Origin of the sequence: Desulfovirgula thermocuniculi DSM 16036 (genome assembly GCF_000429345.1) — a bacterium.
Classification (GTDB): Bacteria; Bacillota; Desulfotomaculia; order Desulfotomaculales; family Desulfovirgulaceae; genus Desulfovirgula; species Desulfovirgula thermocuniculi.
On the sequence record NZ_AUBR01000004.1, the window covers coordinates 52,173 to 71,008 of the forward strand.

Genomic DNA, 18,836 nt, shown 5'->3' on the forward strand with positions numbered 1-18,836 from the left:
CCGCGGTGGTGCCGCTAATTGACAGCCACGCGCACTTAAACGACCGCCGCTTTGAGGCCGACCGGGAGGAGGTGCTGGCGCGGGCCAGAGAGGCTGGCCTGGCGGCCGTCGTCAACGTCGGCTTTGACCTGCCCTCTTCTGCCGCCTGCCTGGAGCTGGCGGGCGCCCACCCCTTTCTTTACGCCGCCGTGGGCGTGCACCCCCACGACGCCGGGGAGGTGCCCCCGGACTACCTGGAGCGGCTGCGGGAGCTGGCGCGAAAGCCCAAAGTGGTGGCCCTAGGGGAAATGGGCCTGGACTACTACCGTAACTTAAGCCCCCGCGCGGTGCAAGAAAAAGTTTTCCGCGAGCAGCTGGCCCTGGCGCGGGAACTGGACCTGCCGGTGATCATCCACGACCGGGAGGCCCACGCCGCGGTGCTGGGCATCCTGCGCAAAGACGGCCTGGGGCGCCGCGGCGGCGTCATGCACTGTTTCTCCGGGGACTGGGAGCTGGCCAGGGAGTGCCTGGAGCTGGGGCTGTATATTTCCCTGGCCGGCCCGGTGACCTACCCCAACGCGCAGAAAACGCGGGAGGTGGCCGCAAGGGTGCCCCTGGAGCGCCTCCTCATTGAAACCGACTGCCCGTACCTGCCCCCGCAGCCCTGGCGGGGCAGGCGCAACGAGCCGGCCTTTTTGCGCTGCGTGGTGGAGGAAATTGCCGCGCTGCGTGGCCTCGCCGCCGACGAGGTGGCCGCGGCCACGGCCGAAAACAGCCGGCTTCTCTTCGGGCTGCCGGGGACAAGTTAAAGAGACGGGGAGAGGATTTTATGCCGGAACAAAGAGGCCTCGTGCTGGTTTTCACCGGTAACGGCAAGGGCAAGACCACCGCCGCCCTGGGCATGGGCCTGCGGGCCTGGGGCCAGGGGATGAAGGTGCTGGTGCTGCAGTTCATCAAGGGCGGCTGGAAGTACGGGGAGCTGGCCGCCGCCGCCAGGCTTTCCCCCGGCTTTGAGATACGCCAGCTGGGGGAGGGCTTTACCTGGGTAGGAGAGGAGGAGGCGCACCGTCAGGCGGCCCGCGCAGCCCTGGAAGAGGCTAAAAAAGCCATAGACGAGGGAGGCTGCGACCTCCTCATCCTCGACGAAATCCTCTACGCTCTGAAGTTCGGCCTCGTTTCCCTGGAAGAGGTAATCGACCTCATCGACCGCAAGCCGTCCCACCTGCACCTGGTGCTTACCGGGCGCGACGCCCCGCCGGAGGTGATCGAAAAGGCGGACCTGGTTACGGAGATGAGGGAGGTAAAGCACCACTACCAAAAGGGTGTTAAAGCCCAGCGGGGCATCGAGTTTTAATTTTTAAAAGTTACTTTACAAAAAAAAGAAAGCTGCCTTAGAATAAAAAACATAGGTGCTTAAATTAAAAGCGCGGAGTATTGGCCATGTTTGTGAACATCGTAACAGGCTTTCTGGGCAGCGGAAAGACCACCCTCATCCGGCACCTGGCGAGACAGCTGGCTCCCAGGGAGCGGGTGGCCGTGCTGGTGGGCGAGTACGGCGAGGTGGGGGTTGACGGGCTCCTGCTGGCGGGGGACCTGCCCGGCGTGGTGGAGCTGAACAGCAAGTGCATTTACTGCACCATGAATGCCGACCTGGCCGCAGAGATAGCCCGCATCAAGCGTACCATGGAGCCCCAGAGGCTGATTGTGGAATACCCCGGCGTGGCCGCCGTGCAGGGGCTCCTGGCCGCCCTGCGCATGGCGGACCTGCCCGTACCGCAGTTCAACATCATCCATGTGGTAGATGCCGCTGCCTTCGGGCTCTGGTACAGCCAGTCACCCCGCTTCATTGGCTCTCAGGTGGGGCGGGCCGACGTGCTGGTGCTGAACAAGGGGGAGGAGGTGCCGCCGGAGGAACTGGACAGACTGGTGAAGACGCTGCGGTGCTTAAACCCGCACGCCCCGCTGCTTACCGGCCCCCTGGAAGGCCTCGACGCGGCGCAGCTTTCGGCAGTTGGCCGTAAGGCCCGCCGCCGCTCCTGGAGCGCGCAGGACATCCCGGGCTTTTTTAGCTTTGCGCAGAGGTTTCGCGGCATTTTTGCCGCGCAGCAACTGCTCGGCTTTTTAAAGAAAATAAACGCTTCCTGTTTCGGCCAGGTCGTCCGGGCCAAGGGCATTTTTTGCTGCGAGGACGGCTGGGTGCACATGGACTACCTTCCCTCCGCCGCAAGCATAAAGCCCTTGGAAGGCCGGTATGCAGAAAGCCGGGTGCTGGTGATCGGCCCCACCCTGGCCATGGGCAGGCTGGCCTCGGCCGTCTTAAAGTGCCTGCGCCAGAACGAGTGCCTGGAGGAGGAAGACTGGCGGACCTTTCACTGCACGGGCTAGCGCCCCGCACAGAGGTGCGGGGGATTTTTTTGCCCATGGGAGCCGTTAGGCATAAAATATTTATAGGGCCGCCTGCCAACTTTGTTGACCATTTTAATTTGCCGACAACTTTTCCCGTGATTGTGACATGATTTTTGGGTCCGGCTGGCAGGAGAACGGCCCGGGAGGAAAGAATATACCATAAACAGCAGGCCCGGCACCTTTAGATGCCGGAGGAGGGATAATTATGAAGGCAGGGCGGCGCCTCATCTTGCCCCTGGCGCTGGCGGCAACCCTGGCCCTGTGCGGCCTGGCCTACGTTTCCCTGGCGACCAAAGAGGTGACGCTGGCCGCCGACGGGCGGGAGGTCACCCTGAAGACCAAGGCGCGGTCGGTGGCCGACCTCCTGCGCGCGCAAAGGATCGACCTGGGGCCGCAGGACAGGGTAGACCCGCCCCCGGAAACCCCCCTGGCCGGCGGCATGCGCGTGGAAGTACGGAGGGCGGTGCCGGTGAACCTGGCCGTAGACGGCGAGGTAAAGAGCGTGCTGGTCGCCGCCGGGACGGTGAGGGAGGCGCTGGTGGCGGTGGGTGTGGCCCTAGGCGAAAAGGACCTCGTCTACCCCGCAGCCGATGAGGCGCTCCGCCCGGGCATGGACATCCGCGTGGTGAGGGTCCGCGAGGAGGTAAAGGAAGTGGAGGTGAGCCTCCCCTACGACACCCGGCGCATTTTGGACGGGGAGTTGCTGGTGGGCCAGCAGAAGGTGGTGCAGGAGGGGAGGCCGGGAAAGGCCAGGCAGCGCTGGCTGCTCACCTACCACGACGGGCAGGAGGTCAGCCGGGTAATGCAGGACAGCCAGGTGCTGGAGGCTCCCGTGGAGCGGGTGGTCCGCGTGGGGACGCAAAACCAGGTTTCGCGGGGCGGGCAGGTCATCCGCTTTAGCCGCGTGGTGGATGCGGTGGCCACCGCCTACAGCTACAGCACCGGCAGCGTGACGGCCACCGGGGCTCCGGCGCGCTACGGCGTGGTGGCGGTGGATCCGGCGGTGATTCCCCTGGGGACGCGCCTGTACATTGACGGTTACGGGTACGCCACCGCCCTGGACGTCGGCTCGCATATCCGGGGAAACCGCATTGACGTCTTCCTGGAAAGCGAGGAGGCGGCGCGGCGGTGGGGGGTGCGCCGCGTAAGGGTTTACGTGCTGGATTGACTTCCCCCCAGGGCTAAAAAGCCCGGGGATTCCTTCAGGCGGCTTACGCCGCCATCCGGCTGCCGCTCGCCGCATATAGCGTACCGGCGGCAGATTCGAAGCGGCTTGCCCAGCGGTGGCGGTCCCACCGCAGGGCAAGCGGTGGCAATTGCGTGGCCTCCGCCCCGTGCCCCTTCGAGGAGCCCGAAAGCAGTATGTTGAGCGCCGCGTTGGCGTCGGCGTGCCAAACACAGCCGCACTTGCTGCAGGCCGCCTTGTGCCGGACGAAACGCTTGACCGGGGATCCGCAGACGGCACACCGGGAAGAGGTTCCGCACGGTTCGACGGGAACGACTTTTATCCCGGCCCGGACGCAGGCGGCTGTGATAAGGTTCTTCAGCATCCTGAAAGCCCAGAAGTTGTGCGCCAGGAGGTTCTGCGGCCCGAAGTCCATGTCTTCTCGGATACCCGTCAGGTCTTCGATGAACAGCATGGTCACGCGGTGCCGGGACAACGTGCGCGCGATTTCCGCGGCTAGGGCGACGAAGGCGTGCCTGAGCCTGCGGGCGCGGTGTGAATAGAGCCCCCGGAGCCGCCGGGAGGTTTTGCGCCCGGCCCTGCTCAGCCTGGACTGCTCTTCGGCTATGCGCTTCGTCCAGTACAGGAAGTCCTTCCAGACTTCGCGACCGGAGAAGAGGATTTGGCGGTTTAATCCTTCGACGGCCAGTGCAGCAAGCGTTCTGGCACCTAAATCCAGGGCGGCGCACTTTTCAGGCCGGGTTCTTCTCACCGGCTCCGGCACTTCCACCACCTGGTGGGCGTACCAGCGCCTCTTCACCCGGTCGTACCTGAGTTCCAGGGTTTTTGGGGTACCGTGGAAGCGCAACACGCCCTTCGTGTGCAGGACCAGGCGGCCTCCGTGCTTTTCCCGGAGGTCCCGCGGCAGGGTGAGGGAGAGGGTGCGGGAGTCCAGCGCGTAGGACGTGGGCGCCTTGACGGGGATGACGCAAAACGTGCGCCTTCCCGTGCGGCGGTCCTTCCAGTACCTCGGAAGGCCGGGCCGCTCTGACATTTCGCCTTTCCCCCACAGCCGCAAGAGCGCAAAGAACGAGTCCCACGCCTTCCTTGCTTTTTTGATGACCTCCTGCCCTATGTGGGCGGGCAGGGCACGATACACCGGGCGTTCCTTGAACTCCGCGCACAGGGTTTCGTAGGAAGGCACGGGTTTCCCCCGGAAGAAGGCCTGCCTGCACCTGTACTGGACGGCGTTCCACAGGGCGGCGCAGCGATCCCCGATGGTTTCAAGCACCTGCTTTTGCTCCTTGCCGGGCAAAACCCGGACAACGTTTGTTCGCCTCATGCTTTTATTTTATCGCACCCGGCTGCCGCTTTCATCCCCAGGCTTAAAAGCCGGGGCCTTCAGCGGCGTTTTTTGGTAAGCGGGTGCAAGGAAAAACTTCAGGGGCTTACGGCCCCTTTTCTTATTTCCGGCGGGCAGAAATGGGTTATAATGTGAAAAAGGGGTTTGCAGCAGACATGGAACTGCCCGCACCTGCCCGCATTAGGGAGCTACTGCAAAAGCACGGCATCGTGTTGCGCAAGTCCCTGGGGCAGAACTTCCTCATGGACGGCAACATCGTACGCAAGATGGTGGCCCAGAGCAACCTCTTGCCTACCGACGCGGTGGTGGAAGTGGGGCCCGGGGCGGGGATCCTCACGGCGGCCCTGGCGGCCACCTGCCGCCACGTGGTGGCCGTGGAGCTGGACCGCCGCCTGCTGCCCCTGCTGGAGGAAGTGCTCGGGGACCGCAAAAACGTCACCCTGGTGCACGGGGACGCGCTGAAGGTGGATTTCGACGCGCTGGTGGCGGAGGCGGCGGGGCCGGCACCCTATAAGGTGGTGGCCAACCTCCCCTACTACATCACCACCCCCCTCCTGATGCGCCTTTTGGCCGGCGGTTTTCAGGTGACCGACATGGTGGTGATGGTGCAGAAAGAGGTGGCCGCCCGGCTGGTGGCCGCGCCGGGCTCCAAAGAGTACGGGCCGCTTACCGTAGCGGTGCAGTATTACAGCCGGCCGCGCGTGCTCTTTCGCGTGCCCCGCACCGTTTTTTTCCCGCCGCCGGAAGTGGACTCCTGCGTAGTGCGCCTGGTCAGGCGCCGCGAGCCCCCCGTGGACGTGGGCGACGAAAAGCTTTTTTTTGCCCTCGTACGCGGGGCCTTCGGCCGGCGGCGCAAGACCCTGGCCAACGCCCTGGCCGGCGCAGGGATCTTCCCGGACTGGGGTCGCGGGGAGTGGGAGGTCTTGTTGAAAGAGTGCGGCCTTGACCCCCGGCGGCGGGGGGAAACGCTTTCCCTGGAGGAGTTTGCTTCCCTGGCCCGGGCGTGTGGCGGGTACCTGGCAAAAGGTGGCCAAGGGGGCCGTGGTGAGGTCAGTGCACTTCATTAGTCCCACCAAGGGAAAGCTGAGCTTTGAGGAAATGATGGCCGACATCACGGGCTACATTACCGGCCTGCCCACATCGGCCTACAAGATCATTATTGGCTCCGACTCCCAGGTGAGGCAGGAAACCTGCTTCATTACGGCGGTCATCGTGCACCGCCTGGGCAAGGGCGCCCGCTACTACTACCGCAAGAAGTACCACCGCAAGATCAAGAGCCTGCGGCAGAAGATCTTTTACGAGACCGCCCTCAGCTTGGAGGTAGGCAGCCTCATTGCCCGGTACCTGGCCGAACACGGTTTGGGAAATTTGCAGGTGGAGATCCACATCGACATCGGCGCGCAGGGCGAGACCAGGGACCTCATCCGGGAAGTGGTGGGTATGGTGGTGGGGAGCGGCTTTGCCGCCAAGATCAAGCCCGAGGCCTTTGGGGCCTCCAGCGTGGCCGATAAGCATACGAAATAATTACCAAGGAAAAATTAAGCTATTGAAAGCAGGAATTATTACTTTTAGGGCGAATATATATCTTCAAGAATTAATGGGAGGTGATTATATGCTGTGGCGCTGCGGGGTCTGCGGGTACATCCACGACGGCGAGCAGCCGCCGGAAAAGTGCCCCAAGTGCGGTGCGCCCAGGGAAAAGTTTGTGCAGCTTGACGATGAGCAGGCGCAGCTGGTCACGCGCTCGCGCTTTTCCAACAGCCTGCACGTGCGTCTCATCGAGCTGGCGCGCAAGATGGAGGCCCTGGCCGAGGAGGGCATCAAGGACAACCTGGACCCGGGGTGCGTGGTGGTTTTCAAGGCGGCCAGGGAGCAGGCGCGCGTGCTGGCCCAGATGGCCAAGGCGGAGATCCAGACCCACATCTCCAAGGGCAAGTGGGGATAAAAAACCGGTAATTAAGAACTAAGGAGGTACAGGAATGAAGAAAAGTTTGAAGGGAACCCGTACGGAGAAAAATTTGCTCACGGCCTTTGCCGGCGAGTCCCAGGCCAGGAACCGCTACACCTTTTTTGCCAGCCAGGCCAAGAAAGAGGGCTACGAGCAAATTGCGGCCATCTTTTTAGAGACGGCGGACAACGAGAAGGAGCACGCCAAGCGGCTGTTTAAGTTTTTAGAGGGCGGCGAGGTGGAAATAAGCGCCGACTTTCCGGCGGGCGTCATCGGCGATACCCTGACCAACTTAAAGAGCGCGGCTGCCGGGGAGAACTACGAGCACACGCAGATGTACCCCGAGTTTGCCCGGGTGGCCGAGGAAGAGGGCTTCCCCGAGATTGCCGCCGTGCTGCGGGCCATCGCCAGGGCCGAGGTGGGCCACGAGGAGCGCTACAGGAAGCTCATCGAGAACCTGGAGCAGGGGAAGGTTTTCAAGCGCGACCAGAAGGTGACCTGGCGCTGCCGCAACTGCGGCTACCTGCATGAGGGCACGGAGCCGCCCGAGGTGTGCCCGGCCTGCGAGCACCCCAAGAGCTACTACGAGGTTTACTGCGGCTGCTACTAAAGGGGGTAGGGCTAAATGTGGTTTTTCCGTGCCCGCGAGGTGGTGGACTTTGCCCGGCAAATTGAGCGGCGGGGGCAGGCCTTTTACCGCGCCCTGGCGGCAAAGGCCGCCAACCCGCAGGTAAAAGAGCTTTTTGCCGCCCTGGCGGAGGAAGAAAAGGCCCACGAGGATCTTTTCGGCCGCATGCTTTCCGGCCTGGAAGGCTACCAGCCTCCGGAGAGCTACCCCGGGGAATACCAGGAATACGTGCAAGCCCTTTTAGACGCCCACGTTTTTGCGCGTGACCTCTCCCCCGAGGAGCTGGCCGGCAGGGCGGCGGGTCCCGGGGAGGCCCTGGACATGGCCATCGGCTTTGAAAAGGACTCCCTGGTGCTCTTTTACGAGCTGCGCTTCCTGGTGCCGGAGCAGGAACGCGCGGCGGTGGACAACCTCATCCGCGAAGAGCAGAGGCACATCCGCCAGCTGGCCGCCCAGAAGAGGGCCTTGGCGTAGCTAACGCGGGGGGCGTTGGGGCCGATCCCGGCAGAACGGTTATTTTCTGTGGAGCGGCACTTTAAAAGGGGGAAAGTGTTTATGGAAAAGTGGGTCTGCACCGTCTGCGGTTACGAGTACGATCCGGCAAAGGGCGACCCTGAGGGCAAAATCCCGCCGGGCACGCCCTTTGCAGAACTTCCCGACGACTGGGTGTGCCCCATCTGCGGCGTGGGCAAGGACCAGTTTGAGAGGGCGGAGGGCTAAAAGGGCCCCGCCTCACCCGTGCGCCCCGGGCAGGTATCCTCCCGGGGCGCTTGTGTAACTTTATGGAGGAAATTAGAAAAGGCTGGCGAATTTTCTCTGCAAAGCTCACCGGAGGGGATTTGACGTTATGCACGCGGGATGCCGGGGAAGAGAACAGGTGTACGGGGGGGGGGGGGGGGTATTTATTCCTTAAATGCCATTTTATGTATTGGTAGCATATTAAAGACAAATTCCCCTGAACCCACCCTCCCGCGGGGAGCCCGCACCGTGCAGCTTACCTCACGCCGGACGGCGGTGCGCTGATGGATATTGCCGCCTTGCTGGCCGAAATTGAAACCCTCCGGCAGAAGCTGCACGGCGCGGGCTTCAGCAATTACGAGGAGCTTTTACGCGTCAGCCAGGAGCTGGACGCGCTGATCGTGGCCTACCAGCGGGCCGTGCGGGAAAACGGCGGCTCCGGGGGCGCAGGGGGAAGCCTGCATGAAAGGGGTGCCCGGCAGTGAGGGCGGTGCGCCTGGTGGCCGTTTTGCTTCTGGCCTTTCTGCCCGCCCTGGTCCTGACCCTTTACCTGGCCGCCGAAGAGCGCCGGCGCGCCGTGGCCGAGGTGGAGGAGAGGGCGCTGTATTTTTTGCGCCGGGCTACCGACGAGCAGGAAAGGCTCATCGAAATCAGCGGCCGCACGCTGGAGGTGCTCTCCCGCTTCCCGGCGGTGAGGGAAACGGATGTGGAGGTCTGCCGCCGTCTGCTGGCGGAAGTGTGTGGTCAAATGCCCTGCTGCGCCAACATGGGGCTTTTGGACGCGGCGGGAAACCTCCTGGTGAGCGCCGTGCCGGCGGACCGGCCGGTAAATGCCGCCGACCGGCTGTACTTTCAAAGGGCGCTGGCCACCGGCAGGCTGGCCGTGGGGGAGTTTGCCGTTTCCCGCACCACCGGCAGGCCCGTTTTGCACCTGGGCCAGCCGGTGAAGGATGCTTCCGGGCAAATTAAAGGGGTGCTCTGGGCGGCCCTGGACCTGGCCTGGATAAACAGACTCTGCGCGGAGAGCCCCCTCCCGCCGGGGGCCGTGCTCACCGTGGTGGACCACCGGGGCTTGGTGCTGGCCCGCTGGCCCAACGGGGAGAAGTGGGTGGGGCAGGAAGCTCCCGGCCTGCCCCTGGAGGAGGCGCTGGCCGCAGGGGGAGAAGGGGTGAGCTGGCAGGGCGACGCGCAGAGGCCGCCGGCGCTGTACGCCTTTTGCCGCCTGGCCGCGGGGGCGAAGGGCGGCGGGGTTTTCGCCTTCCTGGAGGTACCCGCCGCCCATGTATACGGCGAGGCCAACAGGTTGCTGGCCCGCAGCCTGGCCGTTACCGCCCTTTCCGCTTTTCTGATGCTGGCGATGGTTTTGTTGGCCGGCGGCGGCGCCTTTTTGCTCAAGCGGGCGGAGCGCCGGGCACGGAGATCTGAGGAAAGGTACCGGGCCATTTTTGAAAACACCGGCACGGCCACCGTCATTGTGGAGGAAGACTCCACCATCTCCCTGGCCAACGAGGAGTTTGCCCGGCTGGCCGGCTACGCCAGGGAGGAAATTGAAGGCAAGATGAGCTGGCGGGATTTCGTGGCCGCCGCGGAGGACCTCCGCAGGATGGAGGAGTACCACATTTTGCGCCGTACCGACCCTGCCCTTGCGCCCCGCAACTACGAGGCCCGCTTCCGCGACCGCCAAGGCAACGTGCGGGACGTTTACCTCACCGTGGCCGTGATCCCGGGCACGAAACAGAGCGTGGCCTCGTTCCTGGACATCACGGAGCGCAAAAGAGCCGAAGAGGCCCTCTTAAGGAAGCTGCGCCTGGAGGAAGCGGTGGCCAGCATATCCGCGCGGTTCCTGCAGGCGGAGGACTTCGACCGGGCGGTGAACGAATCGCTGGCCGAAATGGGGCGCTTGAGCAATGCCGACCGCGCCTACCTCTTCCTCTTCCGCGAAAAGGGCACGGTCATGGACAACACCCACGAGTGGTGCGCGCCGGGGGTGAGCCCGCAAAGGGAAAACCTCCAGAACCTGCCCGGCGAGGCCTTTCCCTGGTGGGTGGCCAGGCTGCGCCAGAAAGAGGTCATCCACATTGCCGACGTATCCGCGCTGCCCCCGGAGGCGGCGGCGGAAAAGGAGATCCTGAAGGCGCAAGACATCAAGTCTTTGCTGGTGCTGCCCGTTTTTGCCGGCGGGGACCTGGCCGGCTTTCTGGGCTTTGACAACGTGCGGCACGCGGGGAGCTGGCGGGAGGAGGACCTTTTGCTCCTGCGTCTGGCGGCGGACGTTTTCGGCTGGGCCCTGGAGAGAAAGCAAGCCTACGAGCGCTTATTAGAGCTGGCGCAGGAAAACGCCAGGCTCTTTGCAGAGGCCGGGCGCCGCCTGCGGCACCTGCGGGCCCTGCGCAGCATCGACATGGCCATTACCGCCAGCCTGGATCTGCGGCTGACCTTTGAGGTGATTTTGGACCAGGTGGTCAACCGGCTGGGGGTGGACGCGGCGGCCATCCTCCTCTTTAACCCCGGCCTGCAGGCCCTGCAGTTTGCCGCCGGGAGGGGCTTTTACACGCGGGAGATAGAAGAGATCAGCCTGCGCCTGGGGGAAGGGTTGGCGGGGCGCGCGGCCCTTTCCGGGGAGACGGTAAGCGTGCCCGACCTCCTGGCGGCGGCCCAGGGCTGCCCGCGGGCCAGGGCAATTGCCGCCGAAAGGTTCATCTCCTACTTTGCCGTGCCGCTTTTGGCCAGGGGGCAGCTCAAGGGGGTGCTGGAGGCCTTCTGCCGCGCTCCCCGCGAGCCGGACCGGGAGTGGTACGAGTTTATGGAGGCCGTGGCCCGGCAGGCGGCGGTGGCCATCGACAACGCGGCCATGCTGGAGGACCTGCGGCGCACCGGCGCGGAGCTGGCCCTGGCCTACGACGCCACCATCGAGGCCCTGGCCCGCGCCCTGGACCTGCGCGACCGCGAAACGGAGGGCCACAGCCGGCGGGTGACGGAGATGACCGTGGAGCTGGCGCGGGCCCTGGGGGTGGGCGAGGCGGAGCTGGTGCACATCCGCCGGGGCGCCCTGCTCCACGACATCGGCAAGCTGGGGGTGCCGGACAGCATCCTGCAAAAGCCCGGCCCCCTTACCGCGGAGGAGTGGGAAGTCATGCGCCGCCACCCCGTGTACGCCTACGAGATGCTCTCCTCGATAGAGCACTTACGCCCGGCCCTGGACATCCCCTACTGCCATCACGAGAAGTACGACGGCACGGGCTACCCGCGCGGCTTAAAGGGCGAGGAGATACCCCTGGCGGCGCGCATCTTTGCCGTGGTGGACGTTTTCGACGCCCTGTGCTCGGAGCGGCCCTACCGCCCGGCCTGGCCGCGGGAAAAGGCCCTGGAGTACATCCGCAGGGAGGCGGGCAGGCATTTCGACCCCAGGGTTGTGGAGGCTTTTCTTGCGCTCATGCGGGAAAAAGAAGGTGCATGTTTCTCTGGGGGTGGTAGCCGGGGTAGCTGATCCCGCAGAGTTCCCGGCGGCGGGGGAGACCGCGGGCCACGCACAGGGCCTCCAGGCAGTCGCCGATGATGGTTTCGGCCACCAGGCGCGCGTGCGTGGCGTCGCGGAAAGGAGAGCCCAGCTCGCGGTGGGCGAGGCAGGCGCCCACCTTTATTTTTAGCCCCTGCCGCGCGGCCAGGGCCAGGGCCACCGGCGGCACGGCCAGCTCGCGCAGGGGCACGCGCTCTAAAAAGCGGCGGGAGACGGCGTGGGGCCCGTGGGAGGGGGAGGCGGTGCCGATTGCTCCTGCCAGGCCCAGCTCGCGGTTTAAGGCCAGGCGCACCTCCAGGAGCAGCCTGGCCAGGCCGGAGGCAAAGGCCAGCTCCGCAGGGGGGTAACAGTTGGTGAGGGCGAGGTCGACTCCGCCCCTCTCCACGGCCCGCGCGAGCTCCCTTAAGGCGCCCAAGATGTTGCCGGCCATGTCGCCGTCCACAAAGAGCACCGCCGTAGCGCCCGCGGCCAGGGCGTGGGCGGCCCCCACCGCCCGGGGCACGTCTATGCCCAGGGGTGCGGGGAAGAAAAGCGGCTGCACGCGCGGGGAATTAAAGCGGCGCACGATTTCCGGCGTGCGGTCGGTGGAGCCGTTGACCACCGGGATGGCTAGGTCCACGGGGACGGCCAACAGGTTCTGCAGCACCCGCGCTATGAAGGGAGCCTCGTTTTTGGCCGGCACGACGGCAACCAGCACCTCTTTTCTCACCCTCCTGGTTATTTTTGCATAGCATGGGAGAAAAAAGCCGGGAGGGAAGGAAAGTGGACCAGATTAAAGTAGGGGACATTGTGGGGCGGATTTCTTACGGCTGCGACCTCTTTTTCAAGGTGGTGGAGATCTTCCGGGACGCCGGCGGTGAGGCGGTGGCCCGCTTAAAGGGCCTGGACGTGCGCCTGACGGCCACCGCCCCTTTGCACGACCTCAAGAAGTTTGAGCCTGCCGAGGTGGCCACCTTCTGGCACTCCTTCATGACCAAAAACCACGAGCACCTGCGGCGCATCTTCCAGCGCCGGGAAGAGGACCGGCGGCGCATCATGACCAGGGCGGCCAGCGCCCTCGACCTGGGGAGCTTTGACGTGCCCGGGTCCGTCCTGCACCTGGACGGAGACGGCGACTACCTGGAGCTGTGCCTCACCACCTACCGCCAGCTGGGCATCCCGGCCCACGGCTACCAGGTGGACGAAGAAAGGCAGCCCGAGGTGGTGGTGGACCTTTTAAAAAAACACCGCCCCGACATCCTGGTGCTCACCGGCCACGACGGCGTGGAGAAGGGAACCAGGAACTTTGCGGACATCAGGAACTACCACAGCTCCCTTTACTTTGTGCAGGCCGTGAAAAAAGCGCGGGAGTACGAGAAAAGCCTTGACGACCTGGTCATCTTTGCCGGGGCCTGCCAGTCCCACTACGAGGCCCTCCTGGAGGCGGGGGCCAACTTTGCCAGCTCTCCCCAGAGGGTGCTCATCCACGCCTTTGACCCTGTTTTCGTGGTGGAAAAAATAGCCTACACCTCAGTATATGATTACATTTCCGTCAAGGATATTGTGGCCGGCACCATCACCGGCTTCCCGGGCATCGGCGGCGTGGAAACAAGGGGCAAGTACCGCCTGGGCATGCCCAAATCGCCCTATTAAGTAACCCCTCCCCGCTTCCCTGCATATGATGGCCAGTGACAGCGGGGGGGATTTTTTATGGAAGGGCTCTTGCGCGCGCTGCAGAAGTCGCGCCCGCAGCTCCTGCGGCTGCCCAACGTGGTGGGCGTGGGCGTGGGCATTAAACAGGTGGCCGGGGAGGCCACCGGTAAGAAAGCGCTGGTGGTTTTCGTGAAAAAGAAGGTGCCCCCCGGGGAGCTGGCCCGGGCGCACCGGGTACCGCGGGAGATCGAGGGGGTGCCCACGGACGTGGTGGAGATAGGCGAGGTGCGCCTCCTGGGCCTGCGCACGGAAAGGGTGCGCCCGGCCAGGCCGGGCGTGAGCATCGGGCACTACAAGGTGACCGCCGGAACCTTTGGCGCGGTGGTGCGGGATAGAACCACCGGGAAGAGGCTCATCCTCAGCAATAATCACATCCTGGCCAACGCCACCGACGGCAGAGACGGGCGCGCCTTCGTCGGCGACCCCGTGCTGCAGCCGGGACCCTACGACGGCGGCGGGGCGGGGGACCGCATCGGCACGCTGCTGCGCTTTGCGCCGCTGGTGCGCGCCGTGCAGGAGGCCGACTGCCCGGTGGCGGCAGCCGTGGTGCGGGCGGGGAACCGCCTCATTCGCGGCGTGCGCCCCCACTACGAGCTGAAAATGTTCAAGCGCTACCAGGGCGCCAACGTCATCGACGCGGCCCTGGCCCTGCCCGATGCGCCCGACCTGGTGGAAGAGGAAATTTTGGAAGTGGGCAGGGTGGAGGGGCTGGCCCAGGCTTCGCCCGGCCTCAAAGTCCTCAAAAGCGGGCGCACCAGCGGCCTCACTGCCGGTACCGTCACCGCCGTAAGCGTTACCCTGGAGGTGGACGTGGGGGACAACGCCAAGGGCTGGTTTACCGATCAGGTGGTCACGGACATGAACTCCCAGCCGGGGGACAGCGGGTCCCTGGTGCTGGACGAGCGGCAGCGGGCCGTGGGGCTCCTGTTTGCCGGCTCGGAAAAGTACACCATTTTTAACCGCATCGACCAGGTGCTTTCCCGCCTGGAGGTAGAGCTGTGATTATGGGAGAAATCGTGCTGGTCATGCTGGGGGGAAGGCTGCCGGCCGTGGGTCCCCGGCTGGGCAGCCGGGAGGAGGCCGTGGAGGTGGCCAGACGCCTCAAACGGGAAATAGACGCCCTCTTGTCCGCCTCCCGCTCCTTCCAGCTGCTCATCGTGCGCCGCCCGAACCTGCGCTACACGGTGCTTTTGCGGGGCAACGGGCGCACGCTGGAGATCCTGCAGGACATGGATGAGCTTTTGCTGTGGCGCTTTAAAAAGGCCTTTCGCCGGGGCTATTTTGTGCTCACCACTTTTTTTCCGGGAGAGGGGAGTACGGAGTGCCTGGCCGTGGCCGAAGGGCTGGGGGCAATTATTTTTTTGCCGCGACGCTTTTCCTAAATTAAACCATAGAGGATAAATATTCTCCTAATGGACGCAGGGAGGAAGATTTGCGCCTCCCCTTCCTTTTTTGGCGGAACAGAGGGAAACAGCCGCTTTGCCGCCGGGCCGCTCTTTCTGGTAGGCTTGTCTTAACCGCCAACTTATTAATAAAAGGGAGTGTGGTTATGCGCAGGGGAGCAAGGCTGCTGTTTTCGCTGTTGGTCGCCGCCGTGCTGTTTGGGGGCCTTTGCCTTACGGCTGCCTACGCCCAGGAAGTGGGCTTAAGCGCGGATGAGGCGCGGCTGGTTGACCTCATCAACCAGTGGCGCGCAGGCCGGGGCCTCGACCCGTGGCAGGTGGACCCCCTGCTGGTGGATGTGGCTCGGGAAAGGGCCCGGGACGTGGCCCGGCAGGGCTTTGCCGCCCTCTCTTCCCCGCCCCTCGCAAAAGTGATGGCGCAGCGGGGCGTGAGATACGAGGCGCTGCAGGAAAGCGCCTTCGCGACCTCCTCCGTAAGCGGCGCCTTTAATGCCCTCATCAAGCTCTACCCGGCCTACCGCCAGGTCGTTGAGAGCGCAGACCTTGAGCGGGTCGGCGTGGGGGTGGCCAAGAGCGGCAAAACGCTGTACGTGGTGCAGCTGGCCGCCGGCAGGAAGGTGGCGGAAGGTGCCGCCGCACCCGCGCCTGCGGCCCCGCCGCAGCAGGCGCCGCCCCAACCCGCGCCCGGGACGCCTGCGGCGGTCCTCACCGCGGACGAGCAGCGCATGGTGGAGCTGGTCAACGCCGAGCGGGCGCGCTACGGCCTGCCCGCCTTGAAGGTGAACCCGCAGCTGGTGCAGCTGGCCAGGCTGAAAGCAAAGGATATGGTAGAAAACAACTACTTCAGCCATACCTCCCCCACCTACGGCAGCCCCTTTGAGATGATGCGCAAATCTAACGTGACCTACCTCTACGCCGGGGAAAACCTGGCCGGCGCCTCTACGGTGGAGGCAGCCCACCAGGCGCTCATGAACTCGCCGGGCCACCGGGCTAACATCTTAAACCCCAACTTCAAGGAGATCGGTATCGCGGTGGTACCCGGCAGCGTTTACGGGAAGATCTTCGTGCAGCTGTTTAAGGGCTGACCGGCCGTTTTGGGGTAAAAGAGCCTTTTGCCCGGCCCTTCGGGGGCCGGGTTTTTTTGCCTCCCCCGCACATAAAAAGGAGCCGCACATATATATGTATTATAGACCAGCAACCAGGAAGGGAGGAGTGTGCCCCATGGCTGGATCTGCCGCCCCGGCTACGGAGCGGCTGCGGGTTAACCAGGTGGTCAACGAGGGAACCCAGCAGGTGGTGGTGCGCGGCAAAGTCGGCGTGCCCGACCCCAAGCCGGACGTAGCCAAGATCATCTCCACCGACAAAACGGCCAGCATCAAGAAGATAGAGCTGGTGCCGGACAAGGCCATAGTAGAGGGCGTCTTGAACCTGCAGATCGTGTACGTGGCCTTTGAGCCGGCCCAGTCCGTGCACCACATGCACCAGCAGCTGCCCTTTACGGCCATGGTAGAGCTGCCCGGGGTGATGCCGGGCATGGACGCCACGGGCAAGGTGACCGTGGAAGACGTGAGTGTTGCTTCCGGCGCCAAGGACCCGCGGCAGCTGGAGGTGGCCGCGGTTTTGAGCGTTTTCGTCAAGGTCACCGAGATGCAGGAGATAGAGGTCCTCGTAGAGTGCCCGCCGGGGACCACCTGCGACAAGGAGACCATTAAGGTGGCCCACGTGGTGGGCAGCGGGACAAAGCAGGTTATCGTCAGCGAGGAGTTCACCGTGCCTGCGGAAAAGCCGCCGGTAGAGAAGGTACTCGCCGTGGACGCCACGGCGGAGATCACCGGCAAGAAGGTGCTCAAAAACAAAGTTATCGTTGACGGCGTGGCCACCGTGCAGGTGCTCTATGTGGCCGCGGAACCCGACCAGCCGGTACACCAGTTCCACCACAGCTTCAACTTCAGCGACTTCATTGAGGTTCCGGGGGCGGACGAAAGCACGGACGTAAGGGTGGACGTCCAGGTGGAGAGCGCCGAGGTGGAGGTGCCCGACGGGGAGAGCGTGCGGGCCGACCTGGTCTTAAAGCTTACGGCCATGGCCACCAGGCCCAAGCGGCTCACCGTGGTCACCAAGGTGCACGATATGGCCGCGGAGACGGCGCTTTTGAAGATCGACCACGTGGTGGGCGAGGGCAGCGCCCAGGTGGTGCTGCGGGAGGCCTTTGAGCCGCCGGACCCCAAGCCCGTGGCCGAAAAGATCGTGGAAACCACCGTCCAGCAGGTGAAGGTTACGGAGACCAACATCATTGACGGCAAGGTCATCGTGCGCGGCTTCTTAGACGTGAGCCTGGTCTATGTGGGCAAGACGCCCGACCAGGCCGTACACGCCGTAGAGCGGCGCCTCACCTGGCGCACTTTTGTAGAGGTGCCCGGTGCCAAGGAAGGTATGACGGTGGATGCGCGGGCGGTGGTGGAGTTTTTACGCGCCGACACCGAGGGGCCGAAGATCATCCTGGAGGCGGTTATCAAGGTAATCGTGCGCGTGGTGGAGACGCTGCAGCGGGAAGTGGTGGTCGCCGCGGCCCCGGGACCTGCCGTGCCCTGCCCGCCGGGAGAGACCATCACCCACGTGGTGATGCCCGGGGAGAGCTTCTGGAGCATTGCCCAGAAATACGGGGCCAACCTGCACGACATCATTAAGGCCAACCCCGGCAAGCACCCGCACCACCTGATGCCCGGCGACAAAATCCTTGTGCCCTGTCCCCCGGCCAAGGGGTAAAAAACGCTTTGCGGCAAGGAGGTCTGATGCGCCTATGCCCATCCAGTACACCTACATGGAGCCGGAAGAGGTCCAGTGCCTGAAAATCAAGGTGCCCGTGGTGCTCTCCGAGCAGGAGGTACAGGTGGTGGTGGACAGCACCGTTACCCTGCCCGAGTTGGGCAAGAAGGTGGACCACATCGACGGGCGGGTGGAGGACCTGGAGGCCGAGCCGGTGTTCGTCCGCGAGAGCATCGGCGCCTGGTACCCCAAGATCAACAAGGAATGGCAGAGCCACTTTGACGGCATTGCCGGCAACGTGAGCGTGGTGAAGAAGCTCATCGTCAAAGGGACTTTCCACAAGCAGATCTTTTACGTCAACCAGCGGGATGAAGTCAAGCATTTTGCGGAAGACGTGCCCTTCACCAAGATGGTGGAGCTCAAGGAGCCCCAGCCGGTGCTGGATGAGGACAACGTTTTGGTGCAGTTCCCCAAGCCCAAATTCGACGTTTCCTGGGAGCTGGTGCGGGCCAGCCGCCTCCACCAGACGGGCGTGATCATCGTGCGCGTGAAGGTGGTGGAAGAGCGGCAGGTCTACGTGCAGCTGTGCCCGGCGCCCGAGCTCTGCCCGCGGGGCAACCTGCTGGAAGATCCCGGCCTGGAGCAGTGGGCGGACAACGAGCCCGTCTTCTGGGATGCCTCGAACAACGTGGGCCCCACCACCACCGCGCACAGCGGCAGCTACGCCGCCGAATTGGGCACAAACGATCCCTCTTCCCCCGCCACCCTCTTCCAGGTGGTGCGCCGGGGAATTGCCCCCGCCAGGGCCTACAAGCTCACCTTCTGGGCGCGGGAAAACGTAGCCCCCGGGACGCCCACCAGCGCGTTTAGCCTGGTGGCCGAGGTACGCTTTTACGACCGCTTCGGCGTGCAGATTGACGGCGCCAGCATCAGCCTGGGGAGTGTGAACATCCCCGACGGCAACTACCAGCAGTTCACCTTGAGCGTGCCCGCCTCGCCGTCCGGGTCGCGCACGGCGGTGGTGCGCTTTAGCTTCAACCCGGTTTCCGGCAACACCAATACCGTCAAAATCGATGACGTGCTCTTCGAGTGCATAGGGGGCTTTCCCACGTAAGAAGTCCGGCGGGTTTTGAGCGGCGTGATTTGGCTCCCGCGGCCTGGGCCAAATCACGCTCCCCGGGCCGGGGTGCCTCGGGCCTGTGTTTGGCTGGAGCTGTTAGGCACAGCTTTC

The 18,836-nt window shown here is 64.3% G+C and carries 20 protein-coding genes; 18 read left to right on the forward strand and 2 right to left on the reverse strand.

Annotated features, from left to right (window positions below; genetic code table 11):
• Window positions 1–5 precede the first annotated feature (5 nt).
• The 4 genes from G454_RS0101355 (at window position 6) to G454_RS0101370 (ending at window position 3,553) form a co-directional block, all read left to right on the forward strand.
• A complete protein-coding gene (locus G454_RS0101355; protein ID WP_027717136.1) occupies window positions 6–788 on the forward strand; it encodes a TatD family hydrolase in 783 nt (260 codons plus the stop codon).
• Between the two features lie 20 nt (window positions 789–808).
• Complete coding sequence (gene cobO, locus G454_RS0101360) at window positions 809–1,333, forward strand: cob(I)yrinic acid a,c-diamide adenosyltransferase (RefSeq protein WP_027717137.1); 525 nt, start codon at window positions 809–811, stop codon at window positions 1,331–1,333.
• Between the two features lie 86 nt (window positions 1,334–1,419).
• Complete coding sequence (locus tag G454_RS0101365) at window positions 1,420–2,364, forward strand: CobW family GTP-binding protein (protein WP_156896607.1); 945 nt, start codon at window positions 1,420–1,422, stop codon at window positions 2,362–2,364.
• Window positions 2,365–2,590: 226 nt separating this feature from the next.
• Window positions 2,591–3,553, forward strand: a complete 963-nt coding sequence (locus tag G454_RS0101370; RefSeq protein WP_035106389.1) for a resuscitation-promoting factor — start codon at window positions 2,591–2,593, stop codon at window positions 3,551–3,553.
• 43 nt (window positions 3,554–3,596) lie between these two features.
• Here the strand turns inward: G454_RS0101370 and G454_RS0101375 are convergent, their stop codons facing one another.
• On the reverse strand, window positions 3,597–4,892 hold the full coding sequence (locus G454_RS0101375; protein ID WP_027717140.1) for an RNA-guided endonuclease InsQ/TnpB family protein: 1,296 nt from the start codon (window positions 4,890–4,892) through the stop codon (window positions 3,597–3,599).
• A 176-nt stretch (window positions 4,893–5,068) separates the two neighbouring features.
• Here G454_RS0101375 and rsmA point away from each other — a divergent pair, with 176 nt between their 5' ends.
• The 8 genes from rsmA to G454_RS17205 all read left to right on the forward strand — a co-directional run bounded on the left by rsmA (window position 5,069) and on the right by G454_RS17205 (window position 11,714).
• Window positions 5,069–5,980 carry a 16S rRNA (adenine(1518)-N(6)/adenine(1519)-N(6))-dimethyltransferase RsmA gene (gene rsmA / locus G454_RS0101380; protein WP_027717141.1) on the forward strand — a complete coding sequence of 304 codons (912 nt, stop codon included), beginning with the start codon at window positions 5,069–5,071 and terminating at the stop codon, window positions 5,978–5,980.
• A complete protein-coding gene (locus tag G454_RS0101385; RefSeq protein WP_027717142.1) occupies window positions 5,967–6,437 on the forward strand; it encodes a ribonuclease H-like YkuK family protein in 471 nt (156 codons plus the stop codon). Before rsmA ends, G454_RS0101385 begins: the two co-directional genes overlap by 14 nt.
• A gap of 73 nt (window positions 6,438–6,510) precedes the next feature.
• Window positions 6,511–6,858 (forward strand): rubredoxin-like domain-containing protein, encoded by a 348-nt coding sequence (locus G454_RS22540; protein WP_425387420.1) that lies wholly within the window; start codon window positions 6,511–6,513, stop codon window positions 6,856–6,858.
• 34 nt (window positions 6,859–6,892) lie between these two features.
• Window positions 6,893–7,471 carry a rubrerythrin gene (gene rbr / locus G454_RS0101395; protein ID WP_027717144.1) on the forward strand — a complete coding sequence of 193 codons (579 nt, stop codon included), beginning with the start codon at window positions 6,893–6,895 and terminating at the stop codon, window positions 7,469–7,471.
• A gap of 15 nt (window positions 7,472–7,486) precedes the next feature.
• A complete protein-coding gene (locus G454_RS0101400) occupies window positions 7,487–7,963 on the forward strand; it encodes a ferritin-like domain-containing protein (RefSeq protein WP_027717145.1) in 477 nt (158 codons plus the stop codon).
• Window positions 7,964–8,044: 81 nt separating this feature from the next.
• Window positions 8,045–8,209 carry a rubredoxin gene (gene rd, locus G454_RS17200; RefSeq protein WP_084413182.1) on the forward strand — a complete coding sequence of 55 codons (165 nt, stop codon included), beginning with the start codon at window positions 8,045–8,047 and terminating at the stop codon, window positions 8,207–8,209.
• 302 nt (window positions 8,210–8,511) lie between these two features.
• Complete coding sequence (locus G454_RS0101410) at window positions 8,512–8,712, forward strand: aspartyl-phosphate phosphatase Spo0E family protein (protein ID WP_027717146.1); 201 nt, start codon at window positions 8,512–8,514, stop codon at window positions 8,710–8,712.
• The gene (locus G454_RS17205; protein WP_051275746.1) at window positions 8,709–11,714 is read left to right on the forward strand and encodes an HD domain-containing phosphohydrolase; all 3,006 of its coding nucleotides are present in this window, start codon (window positions 8,709–8,711) and stop codon (window positions 11,712–11,714) included. The genes G454_RS0101410 and G454_RS17205 overlap by 4 nt, the downstream gene beginning before the upstream one ends.
• Here the strand turns inward: G454_RS17205 and G454_RS0101420 are convergent.
• Window positions 11,659–12,453: a glycosyltransferase family 2 protein gene (locus G454_RS0101420; protein ID WP_211229889.1), complete on the reverse strand. Its 795-nt coding sequence runs from the start codon at window positions 12,451–12,453 to the stop codon at window positions 11,659–11,661. The genes G454_RS17205 and G454_RS0101420 overlap by 56 nt on opposite strands.
• 53 nt (window positions 12,454–12,506) lie before the next feature.
• On the opposite strand from G454_RS0101420, the gene yabG reads away from it, so the two are divergent.
• The 6 genes from yabG (at window position 12,507) to G454_RS0101450 (ending at window position 18,719) form a co-directional block, all read left to right on the forward strand.
• Complete coding sequence (gene yabG, locus G454_RS0101425; protein WP_027717148.1) at window positions 12,507–13,376, forward strand: sporulation peptidase YabG; 870 nt, start codon at window positions 12,507–12,509, stop codon at window positions 13,374–13,376.
• A 57-nt stretch (window positions 13,377–13,433) separates the two neighbouring features.
• The gene (locus G454_RS0101430) at window positions 13,434–14,438 is read left to right on the forward strand and encodes a chymotrypsin family serine protease (RefSeq protein ID WP_027717149.1); all 1,005 of its coding nucleotides are present in this window, start codon (window positions 13,434–13,436) and stop codon (window positions 14,436–14,438) included.
• Window positions 14,435–14,818 carry a hypothetical protein gene (locus G454_RS0101435; RefSeq protein ID WP_027717150.1) on the forward strand — a complete coding sequence of 128 codons (384 nt, stop codon included), beginning with the start codon at window positions 14,435–14,437 and terminating at the stop codon, window positions 14,816–14,818. Before G454_RS0101430 ends, G454_RS0101435 begins: the two co-directional genes overlap by 4 nt.
• A 167-nt stretch (window positions 14,819–14,985) precedes the next feature.
• Window positions 14,986–15,924, forward strand: coding sequence for a CAP domain-containing protein (locus tag G454_RS0101440; RefSeq protein WP_027717151.1), 939 nt, complete (start codon window positions 14,986–14,988; stop codon window positions 15,922–15,924).
• 136 nt (window positions 15,925–16,060) lie between these two features.
• On the forward strand, window positions 16,061–17,605 hold the full coding sequence (locus G454_RS0101445; protein WP_027717152.1) for a DUF3794 and LysM peptidoglycan-binding domain-containing protein: 1,545 nt from the start codon (window positions 16,061–16,063) through the stop codon (window positions 17,603–17,605).
• Between the two features lie 34 nt (window positions 17,606–17,639).
• Window positions 17,640–18,719 carry an SPOCS domain-containing protein gene (locus tag G454_RS0101450; RefSeq protein WP_027717153.1) on the forward strand — a complete coding sequence of 360 codons (1,080 nt, stop codon included), beginning with the start codon at window positions 17,640–17,642 and terminating at the stop codon, window positions 18,717–18,719.
• Window positions 18,720–18,836 lie beyond the last annotated feature (117 nt).

Bases quoted from the DNA above. Each gene is read 5' to 3' on its own strand.
- cobO (WP_027717137.1), top strand. From the start codon at position 809: ATGCCGGAACAAAGAGGCCTCGTGCTGGTTTTCACCGGTAACGGCAAG.
- G454_RS0101365 (WP_156896607.1), top strand. From the start codon at position 1,420: ATGTTTGTGAACATCGTAACAGGCTTTCTGGGCAGCGGAAAGACCACC.
- G454_RS0101370 (WP_035106389.1), top strand. From the start codon at position 2,591: ATGAAGGCAGGGCGGCGCCTCATCTTGCCCCTGGCGCTGGCGGCAACC.
- G454_RS0101375 (WP_027717140.1), bottom strand. From the start codon at position 4,892: ATGAGGCGAACAAACGTTGTCCGGGTTTTGCCCGGCAAGGAGCAAAAG.
- rsmA (WP_027717141.1), top strand. From the start codon at position 5,069: ATGGAACTGCCCGCACCTGCCCGCATTAGGGAGCTACTGCAAAAGCAC.
- G454_RS22540 (WP_425387420.1), top strand. From the start codon at position 6,511: ATGGGAGGTGATTATATGCTGTGGCGCTGCGGGGTCTGCGGGTACATC.
- rbr (WP_027717144.1), top strand. From the start codon at position 6,893: ATGAAGAAAAGTTTGAAGGGAACCCGTACGGAGAAAAATTTGCTCACG.
- G454_RS0101400 (WP_027717145.1), top strand. From the start codon at position 7,487: ATGTGGTTTTTCCGTGCCCGCGAGGTGGTGGACTTTGCCCGGCAAATT.
- rd (WP_084413182.1), top strand. From the start codon at position 8,045: ATGGAAAAGTGGGTCTGCACCGTCTGCGGTTACGAGTACGATCCGGCA.
- G454_RS0101410 (WP_027717146.1), top strand. From the start codon at position 8,512: ATGGATATTGCCGCCTTGCTGGCCGAAATTGAAACCCTCCGGCAGAAG.
- G454_RS0101430 (WP_027717149.1), top strand. From the start codon at position 13,434: ATGGAAGGGCTCTTGCGCGCGCTGCAGAAGTCGCGCCCGCAGCTCCTG.
- G454_RS0101440 (WP_027717151.1), top strand. From the start codon at position 14,986: ATGCGCAGGGGAGCAAGGCTGCTGTTTTCGCTGTTGGTCGCCGCCGTG.
- G454_RS0101445 (WP_027717152.1), top strand. From the start codon at position 16,061: ATGGCTGGATCTGCCGCCCCGGCTACGGAGCGGCTGCGGGTTAACCAG.
- G454_RS0101450 (WP_027717153.1), top strand. From the start codon at position 17,640: ATGCCCATCCAGTACACCTACATGGAGCCGGAAGAGGTCCAGTGCCTG.